9 protein-coding genes and 1 pseudogene are annotated in these 8,842 nt (G+C 61.6%); 4 read left to right on the forward strand and 6 right to left on the reverse strand.

The features are described from left to right. Positions 1–269: SIMPL domain-containing protein (locus SIL87_RS02610; RefSeq protein ID WP_319612699.1), on the forward strand; the 269-nt coding region annotated here is incomplete at its 5' end. A 322-nt stretch (positions 270–591) separates the two neighbouring features. Here SIL87_RS02610 and SIL87_RS02615 read toward each other — a convergent pair. Further along, positions 592–1,733, reverse strand: a protein-coding gene (locus tag SIL87_RS02615; RefSeq protein WP_319612700.1) for an IS3 family transposase whose coding sequence is annotated in 2 segments (ribosomal slippage) — positions 592–1,466 and positions 1,466–1,733 — 1,143 coding nt in all. Because the reading frame shifts where the segments join, the coding sequence is not laid out codon by codon here. Between the two features lie 82 nt (positions 1,734–1,815). Here SIL87_RS02615 and SIL87_RS02620 point away from each other — a divergent pair. The 3 genes and pseudogenes from SIL87_RS02620 to SIL87_RS02630 all read left to right on the forward strand — a co-directional run. Then, positions 1,816–2,277, forward strand: a pseudogene (locus SIL87_RS02620) (SIMPL domain-containing protein); the annotation flags it as partial. A 69-nt stretch (positions 2,278–2,346) separates the two neighbouring features. After that, on the forward strand, positions 2,347–2,643 hold the full coding sequence (locus SIL87_RS02625; protein ID WP_319612298.1) for a plasmid mobilization protein: 297 nt from the start codon (positions 2,347–2,349) through the stop codon (positions 2,641–2,643). Then, on the forward strand, positions 2,640–2,855 hold the full coding sequence (locus SIL87_RS02630; protein WP_319612299.1) for a hypothetical protein: 216 nt from the start codon (positions 2,640–2,642) through the stop codon (positions 2,853–2,855). The genes SIL87_RS02625 and SIL87_RS02630 overlap by 4 nt, the downstream gene beginning before the upstream one ends. A gap of 57 nt (positions 2,856–2,912) precedes the next feature. On the opposite strand, the gene SIL87_RS02635 is transcribed toward SIL87_RS02630, so the two are convergent. The 5 genes from SIL87_RS02635 to SIL87_RS02655 all read right to left on the reverse strand — a co-directional run bounded on the left by SIL87_RS02635 (position 2,913) and on the right by SIL87_RS02655 (position 8,714). Next, the gene (locus SIL87_RS02635; RefSeq protein WP_319612300.1) at positions 2,913–3,671 is read right to left on the reverse strand and encodes a site-specific DNA-methyltransferase; all 759 of its coding nucleotides are present in this window, start codon (positions 3,669–3,671) and stop codon (positions 2,913–2,915) included. A gap of 9 nt (positions 3,672–3,680) precedes the next feature. Continuing rightward, positions 3,681–3,980 carry a hypothetical protein gene (locus tag SIL87_RS02640; RefSeq protein ID WP_287995518.1) on the reverse strand — a complete coding sequence of 100 codons (300 nt, stop codon included), beginning with the start codon at positions 3,978–3,980 and terminating at the stop codon, positions 3,681–3,683. A 147-nt stretch (positions 3,981–4,127) separates the two neighbouring features. Beyond that, positions 4,128–4,586, reverse strand: coding sequence for a hypothetical protein (locus tag SIL87_RS02645; RefSeq protein WP_287995515.1), 459 nt, complete (start codon positions 4,584–4,586; stop codon positions 4,128–4,130). Between the two features lie 14 nt (positions 4,587–4,600). Continuing rightward, positions 4,601–7,078: a DotA/TraY family protein gene (locus SIL87_RS02650; RefSeq protein WP_319612301.1), complete on the reverse strand. Its 2,478-nt coding sequence runs from the start codon at positions 7,076–7,078 to the stop codon at positions 4,601–4,603. A 49-nt stretch (positions 7,079–7,127) separates the two neighbouring features. Further along, a complete protein-coding gene (locus tag SIL87_RS02655; protein WP_319612701.1) occupies positions 7,128–8,714 on the reverse strand; it encodes a hypothetical protein in 1,587 nt (528 codons plus the stop codon). Positions 8,715–8,842: the final 128 nt, after the last annotated feature.

Raw genomic sequence — 8,842 nt, forward strand, 5'->3', positions numbered from 1 at the left:
CGATGACCTCGACGGGTGGGGTAGGGGTTGTGGATAGGGTCATCCTGCCGGCCGCGCTGATCCTGACGATCCTGGTCGGCGGCATGGGATGCGCGAAGGCGGCGACGGTTGTGACGGTTTCGGGGCGGGCGACCGAACTTGTCCGTCCGGACCGGATGATGGCGACCCTCACCGCTCAGGCTGACAAGAGCACGGCTGCGGCGGTGCAGGCGGATATCAATGCGAAGATGGGCAAGGCCATGGCGCTGGTCCGGGCGTGCCTGGGGTAAAGGCCCGGACGGCGGATTATCATGTCACGCGTCAAGTGGCTGTATGCGGTGGTGCCGGTAGGTTGGACAGGTTCCGGGGGAGAATAAGCTAAAGCTGGTTTCCCGGTTTGTGGTGAACATGATCCCCGGAAACAAATTCAGAATCAATCCTTCGGTTGCTGTGGCGCTGTGAAGCTTGTGGGCAGCCGCCGACCTGTGGGCAAGGCGGGGGAAACACCCTTCGTTTTCCCCGGCTTGTCCACAGGGGACCGCGTCTTCGCGGTCAGGCGGGGATCGGCGCAGCCGACTGTCCACAAATTCACAGCGTCTCGCCTCCATCGGGTTACGCCGCCTTCGCCGTCGCCGCAGCGGTCGACCCGAAATACGCCTCGTCCGGCGTCTGCCAGTTCAACGCCTGGTGCGGTCGTCGCCGGTTATACCAGTCGAAGAATTCGCTCAGGCTGCGCTTTTGTTCAATGCCGGTCGCAGCCGGACGCAGGTAGACCCACTCATGCTTTACCGTCCACCAGAGCCGCTCGACAAAGATATTGTCGTGGCAGCGCCCGCGCCCGTCCATGCTGATCTGCACGCCGTGCTCGCGCAGCACCTTGGTGAATTCCTCGCTGGTGAACTGCGATCCCTGGTCGGAGTTGAAAATCTCTGGCCTGCCGAACCGCGCCAGCGCCTCACGCAGCGCCTCGATACAAAACCCGACCGTGAGCGTATTGGACAACCGCCATGCCAGAACCCTCCGGGTCGACCAGTCCAAGATCACGACCAGGTACAGAAACCCCTGACGCATCGGGATGTAGGTGATGTCGGTTGACCAGACCTGATTGGGCCGGTCGATCACCTTGTCGCGCAGCAGATAGGGGTAGATCTTGTGCTCGTGGTTGGGCTTGCTTGTGTTGGGCTTTGGCCGGACCGCGCAGAGGCCGAGTTTTTTCATCAAGCGCCGGATCCGCCGGCGACCGACCGAAATTCCCTCTCGCCCCAACGCTACCTGCAACCGGCGGCTGCCGTAGACCGGATGATCGGTGAAAATCCGGTCAAGACGGGCCAGCAGATCGAGTTCTTCCGCCGACTCCGCCTGCGGACGATGATAAAAACTGCTGCGCGCAACACCCAGAAGGGCGCATTGCCGGTTGATGGACAGCTCCGCGTTCGGCGCGATCATCGCCCGCCTCTCAGCAGTCGGGAGATGGCGGGCTGCCCGGCAAGAAAATCCCGTTCAACCTGCAACTGGCCGATCTTGCGGTGCAGATCATCGATCATCTTCTGTGCGTCCTCGGCAACGGCCGCCTTGTTGCCGCGCTCGAATAATTCCCCTGCGCGCTTCACCAACTCCTGCTTCCACGCGCTGATCATCGTCGCATGAACCCCAAATTCAGCCGACAACTCCGCCAGGGTCTTCTCCCCCGACAGCGCCGCCATCGCCACACGAGCTTTGAATTCCGCCCCGTGCTGCTTCCTCTTTACACCCATCTCTGGCTCCTCTCTCGGCCGGCCAGCCTTAGCTTAAACACCTGTCCAAAAAACCGGAGCCGCCGCAGTAACCAAGCGGACCCGGGTGGTCTCCTGGTCGGGGCGCCAGGATCTGACGGTCATGATCCCGCTGGCGGCAGGGCCGGTTCCCCCGTCGTTCGGCAGGCTTCTATCCCGGCTGCAATCGGCCGGCCTCGATATTGAGACCATGCGGGGTGAGGTTTCACCCCGCGTGAAGGAGCGGATGCGCCTGGTGGCCTTGCGTGCCGCCCTCACGCGTGCCGAGGTCCGCTTGCATAGTCTGTCCGTGGGGCTTCATGAGCCTGTGGTCGGCATCAAATCGGCCGAGACCGCGATTGTGATGCCGCCGCCCCCGTTTCGGCCGGGCAGTCCGGTGATGCTGGCGGCGATGGCGAGACCGGTTCAGGTGGCGCCGGCGCGTTCGAAGATCAGCGCGACGGTGACCATGACGGCAGATCTCCGGTTTGGCCCCACCGCGGGCCGGTTCTGGGAGCATTTCGGTCGCAAGCCGGCCCCGGGCTGAGCGGATTCCAATTGCATCGCCGGACCTGCCCGATCTATATAGGAACCTATATAGGTTATGGGGGTCGATATGAGTGCATCTGCCCGATTGCTGGTTCTGATGACGCCGGAGGAGCGGGCGGCGATCGACGCGAAGGCGCGCGCGGCCGGGATGTCCGCCGGCGAGCTGATGCGTCGTGGTGCCGCGGCTTATGAGATCGGTTCTGAGGCTGAAGCTGCCGAATTGCGGGTTCTGCTCGACCTGTTCGAGGACACGCATCCCGCCGCCCTGAGCCGGATCGACGCCGCGATTGCCGAGACCGCGCGGCACCTTTCCCATTTACGTTCCTCTCCACCGAAAGCCCCGCGATCGGCGTCTCGTCCGTGAGTCTTTACGGGGAGGCGATCGCTGCGATGCGGCGGATCGTTCTGCTTGATGACCGGGTGACCCAGTTAACGGAACAGAATCGCGACCTGACCGTGGTGGTGCAGGACCTCCGCGATCGGGTCAGCAGGCTCGAAGGGATGATTGCGGGAATGACGGTCAGCCCCGTTTCGAACCGGTCGCGCCGGTTACCGCCGCGGGGAAAGACCGACTGATACGGTGTGTCTCGACGGTGGTTGAGGCTCTTCAGGGTCGGTCATCCAGAAAGCGGATTACGGTGGACGTCGATCCAGCAGCGGCAGCATGGGCGTGACGCCGGCGGTTGCTGTGGGATTTCTGGACCGCCCCGGCCGGGGGATGGCGGGGCCGTCGAACAGGACGCCCTGTCGTTCGGCCTGATCGATCTGCCGGCAGGCGAGATCGAACCATTTGGGATCGATCTCGATCCCGATGAAACGCCGTCCGAGGCGCATGGCGGCGACGCCGGTGGTTCCTGATCCCATGAAGGGATCCAGAATGGTTTCGCCCGGATCGCTGGTCCATTCGACCAGCCAGTCGAAATGTTTCAGCGCGCGGGAGCAGGGGTGGCCGTTGGTCCTTGCGTCGGTCGGCTGGGCGGCCGGTGCGCGGCTGGGGATAAGGTTGCGGCCGCGACCAGGGCGGATTGGATCGCCGAACCAATAGGCGATTTCGTCGCGGCCGAGTTTGCGCCCGACGAACGCCGGGATGGTGTAGGGCAGGTGGATCAGGCGGAAGAAGGGCAGGGCGGTCGGCACCGGCGCAAGGAACCGTGGGTCGCTGTCCCCGCGCAGCACCACGACCAGGCGGGTGGGGATACGCATGACCCGCATGGTTTCCTGCCAGAGCCGTGGCGGATCTTCGCTGCCGGCGATGAGACCTGTGGGGCAGTTCGGCCAGACAGGATCGGACAGGATGGTATCGACGGCCCCGATCTGGGTCAGAACATCGAGCGCGTTGCCGCGATAGAGGCTGGCGCGGCCGATATCGACGCGCTCGATTGGATCGGACATTGCGACGGCTCAGAACGTGGCGCTGAAGGCAGAGGATTTTGCGCCGGTAGCCCAGGGAGCGGCTTCGTAATCCGGACGGGTGAGGGTGACGCTGGGATCGTTTGGTTTGACGATGGTTTGCCAGCGATTGAGGACTGGGGGCTCCCAGGTGGCGTGGGTACTGCCATAAGGGGCGTAGGGGTTGAAAGAGGGATCGGCGACGGGTCGCGCGGGCGGGGCGTGGTAATCTGCTTCGGTTTTGAGGTTACCTGAGGCGCAGCCGGCGAGGGCGGTGCAGGACAGGATGACGGCAAGGATGGGTAGACGCATGGGTGATCTCCTTCGAAGGAGACCACCATGGCGGGTGCTATCGCCACTGCACGCATAATTTTTTTGGGTGGAGGAGGGCTGGTTTTCCGGGGCTGGAACGAAAAAGGAGCGCCGTTGGCGCTCCTTTCGGTGGTGGTCAGAGGGACCTTACCAGTAGCCGGGAACGTCGTAGGGGTCGCCGCGCTTGATGCCGAGCAGACGGCGATAATGCCGGTAGGCTTTCAGGAACTTGCCGATTGTCTCGACCCACTGAAGCCCATGTTGTTCCGAGCGTTGCAGTTTGAACTCGGTTTCGTGAAGTTTGATCCGTTCATCCATCAGATCGAGCTTCAGTTTCTCGATTTCGACACTCTTCCTCGAGACAACGGCATCCTTCTGCAAAAGTTGCCATTTTAGATTGGCATTCTCTTTGCTCTGCCGATTAAAGTCTTCAACCAGGGCATTATGCTGGTTGATCAGGTCGTAGAAGCTAGCAGGGTCGACCTGAGGCGGAGCGTTCTGATTCCTGTTTCTCCAGGCAATCATCTCGTCGAGCCGACGCTGCGCTTGTTCAGACGCAAGGATTCCGTTGATGCTGCCCAGCTGCATAGCCATGTAATCACTCATAGCAGGCACTCCTTTCACTCTGCCGGCGGAATGACCTCGGTGGTCGCCGCCAGTGTGGAATCAACCTCGGCAGCAGCGCCGCCGCCTCCTGATCCACCAGGACTTGATTTATTATATGGCAGATACCCGCCCGGTGTCATCCCGTTATTTCCGGAGCCGCCATAACCCGTGGCAAGATTGGCAATCTGGTATGGTGCCTTCCCGGAAACCCAGCGGGCGGCACCCTCAGCCCCGCCATAAGTCGCCTCGCGAGCGAATTGCATGCCATCCACTCGATCTGCCGGTTCGAGGTTGCCCCACCGCATGATGTTGGTGACCATCGAGATCATTCTGAAGGACAGGATCGCCAGCGTGGTGAGCATGATCACCATCACCGAGACCATGATCATGAGCCCGAAGAAATTGGTCACCACGTTTCCCTGATTGAACACAAAATCCGCGGCCAGCGTGAACAGGTTGAAGATCAACCACGACCCGGCGGTGAAGATGAAATAGCTGAGCATCAAGCCGAACAACATCACGACGGGCCGAAGCAGGATGTTCAGGAGCATCTTGTAGCCGTAGCTAGCATTGGCCCCGTGGAAACCATCGCCGCGATACGTCATATGAGCCAGTAGAAAGACCGGGACTGCGATGACGCCTTCGCAGACCAGGATCAACCAGTTGATCACCTGGGCGATCCAGAGGGCGAGCGGGATCATCGGGATCACATAGGCGAGCATAAGCCCCTGAAAAATCAATCCAATGCACACAAAATAGATGAAGTTGATCAAGCGGCTTAATACACCGCTGGCAGCCATCGCGGCCGTCGCAACCGCACCGACCTCGTCGCCGACAAGCGCTTGCCCCCCGACCGCGGCAACCGTTCCGAGTTTGGTATTCAGCAGAGCGGAAAGCCCGATCGCGGAGATACCGGCCTCGACCATGTGCTGGCCGAGATTGATCATCGGCACGAAGGGATCGGACCATTCACCGTTGGTCGGCAGCACGGCGGTTGCCACGAAGTTCAACAGCCGACGGTTGATGCCGATGGCATCGAAGACGGTGTTGATGATCCCGAGCCCGCTCGATGAGGGGCGATTGCTGATCAGGGCGGTCGGGGGGGTAGCACCGGCGTCCACATTGGTATCGATCTGAATCTCGTTCAGGAAGCTGGTCACCGGCGGCATGTATTGGGCGAGATCGGATTTGAGATCGGCGGGGAGTCCGCTCCAGCTGGGTGCCGCGACACTGGCGGTATTGTCGAGAATGCTGAGGTTGCGGCCGTTCATCGCGGCGATCTGGATGAAATACGCGCCGGCGCCACTCCATCCCAGCGCCTTCATCTGATTGAGGTTCTCCTTCTGGATCGTGCTCTGTCCCTCCTCCTTCACGACGCTGGACGCGGCCTTGGTGAGAACGCTCGAATAGTCTGACGTTGCGGTGGTCATGACGTTCATCAGACCGGTGAGGAGCTGGGGATTATCCGACTGGAAATAATTGGCGATGATCGTCGAAACCTGGGGCTCGATGTCGCCGTAGTATACCTTGTCGAGGGCCGCTTCCTGATCGGTCGCGATATTTTCCGTGGCATTCAGTGCTGATCCGCTGGTGGGTGCAGGGGTGCGCAGGGTGATTTCGCCGCAGACGGGCGTTCCCCCGCTATCGCCACTGGTGGCGGAGAAGGGATAGATCAGCGTGCCTCCGGTGCCCACCGCCGGGTTCACGAAGGCGTTGAGTTCAGGTCCGATGTAGGGGATTTTGCTGATCGCACTGCCGATGCTCGATGGGATACCCCATTCGCTGCCGTAGGAGCTTTGCCGGAAGATCGGCGCGGGTTCCGGTACGATCAGTGTCCGCGTGTTCGAGCCGGAGACATCGTTGATGAGATCCCGACACGCCTCGTCCTCCACCATGCCGGCGACGATACGCTGCGCGTTCGGAACTTGCGGGGTGGCGATCGGCAGGGCACCCGGACCGAGGGCGGTCAGCCCGGCATCATAGACCAGATCGGCAATACCGACGCCCCACTGGGCGATCTGCACGACGGCCGCCTGGCCGACATTGAACCCGCCGGCCACCGGGATGATGAGGATCGCGGCCATGGCGATCCGGGGTGCGACCCATGAGCTGGTCCGTTCGGAGAGCACTTCACCGGTTTCGGCACCGCGATGGATCTCCATCAAGGTCGCGTAGGCGAACCAGGCAGCCGCAATGAGACCGACGATGCCGTTGAACAAGCCCATCATGGTCCCGATGACCGTCTGCTCGTTGCCGATCCCGGTTCCGGCAGTGGGTGTGCCGGTCTGTTGGCCGGTCAGGTTGATCGGGAACAAATCGTTGATCACCCCGCCGGCCCAATCGTTTGGCGCGTTCAGTTGCTGCCATGTGACCTGAGTGCCGGTCTGGGTGGACCCCGCGCCGGTCGCGGCGAAGGCGGGCAAGACGACCGTTCCTGTGAGGATGAACGAGATCAGGATCAACCTCGCAAGTCGCGCAATTTTTCCTATCATGGTGGTCTCTCTGTGCGGGGTCCGGGAATAACGAAGCGGGTGAGGCGGATCAGCCGGGGCGCGGGCCGGGGCGTTGTTCGTTCTGTGGTCCAGCGGAGGAGGGAGAGGGGTCGTTTCCCATGCCAGGACCGAAGCCGAGGGCGGTTCGTGCCCGGTCGATGATCTGCCCGATCGCCTCGCCAAATTTCGTGGCCATTTCCTCAAGCATGCTCAAGCCCGACGTCAGTCCGGGCGTTTTTTGCAGTGATTCGAACAACCCCTTTTCGACGGGGGCGAGGTCCTTATCGAGATCACTGACCTTCATGGCATTGCTGCGAACCCAGGATTCCGCATCCAATCTGCTCGACACATATTGATCCAGGGCTGCGGTGGCTTGCTGGTAGGTTCCGGCAAAGCCTTGGGTCTGCTGGATCTGCGCATCCAGTTCCGACCGCAATTCGGCGTATTGGCCGCCGGGTTTCATGCCCGACATGACGTTGGCGTAGCCTCCGGGATCATTTTCAGCGGCAGCGTCGATCTTCTGGCCAATACCCCCCATCATCTGCCGCAGGCTGGTCAGGGCCTGTGCTGCTGTGACGGCGGCTTCGGTGACGCCTTCGACGATGAGCTCCCGCTCAATGCCGGCAACAGCACCCTTATGATCGAAACTGGTATCAGCGTAGGGGGCGGGCTGGGTTGGTGCGGGTGCTGAGGTTTGTGCCGCTTCGGCGTTGTGGGTGAAACCGTTATTGTTGCTCGCCCGAGGGGCGGGGGCGCGGAACAATGGCGATTCCTTCACACGATTGGCCACTGCCTCCAACCATCCGGGACCGGTCGATGTGCCTGGCGTGACCTTGACATTGGCTGTGGTGGCTTGCACGACGGGGCGCTGCGTTGTTCCCTGTCCGGCAGCGGCCCCTGCTGTTTCCGACGGGGCCTGTGCGGTCTGAGCCCGCGCTTCGACAGTCCGGTTCTGCCGGACTTCCTGGTTAAGCTGATTGTCCTGCTCCATTCGCGCGCCCCTCTCGACTGAAAGGGTCTGCTGCTGTGTCATCTGGTTGAGATTTTCGTCGAGAACGCGTTGTTCGAGTTTGGCGAGGACCATATTGTCGCCAGACTGCACCTGCGGGGGGTTGTTCTGGGCGACCCGGACCGCAAAATCGCGGATCTGGTCGACTGTGTCCTGGCTATCCAGACGGTTCGTGTATTTCATCAATCGAACGACGCTCGGATCGCTCAACCCCTGGATCGTCACCGCGAGCGTGAGAAGCTGGTCGCGGATATTGTCTCCTACATTCGTCCTGACCCCGGTTGCCCGCTCGGTGTCTGCCATCGCCCAGGCGATTTCTTGTTGTGTTGCCTTGTCGTTGAGCGCGCCCGGTTCCCGCGCACGCTCCGCGAGATCACTGATCCGTTGTGATAGCTGCTTATACTCTCCTGTGTTTGGGAGGTTTGCGGCATTCTTCCCAATCTCATCGAGCACTTGGAGATAAGGGTTCGTGTTCGATGTTGCGGCGGCTTTCGGGCCGGTATTTCCGGCGATGGCACGTTCGACATCCCGGCCGGCGCTGAAAGCGGCACTTTCGCGGGCTTCGTCGCGGGTCGGGAAGGACTGGCTCCATTCGGATGCCGGCAGGTCACGACCATTCAGGGTCACGATACTCTTATAATGGAAGCCGGCCTCGCTCTGGCCGATATCGACGCTGAGCTTGGCCGTTTCGTTGACCGCTCGCGGCTGACCGCGCTCGATCGTCTCGATATTCGGGGCGGTCCGCTTTCAGATAC

This window comes from Acidiphilium acidophilum (assembly GCF_033842475.1).
Classification (GTDB): Bacteria; Pseudomonadota; Alphaproteobacteria; order Acetobacterales; family Acetobacteraceae; genus Acidiphilium; species Acidiphilium acidophilum.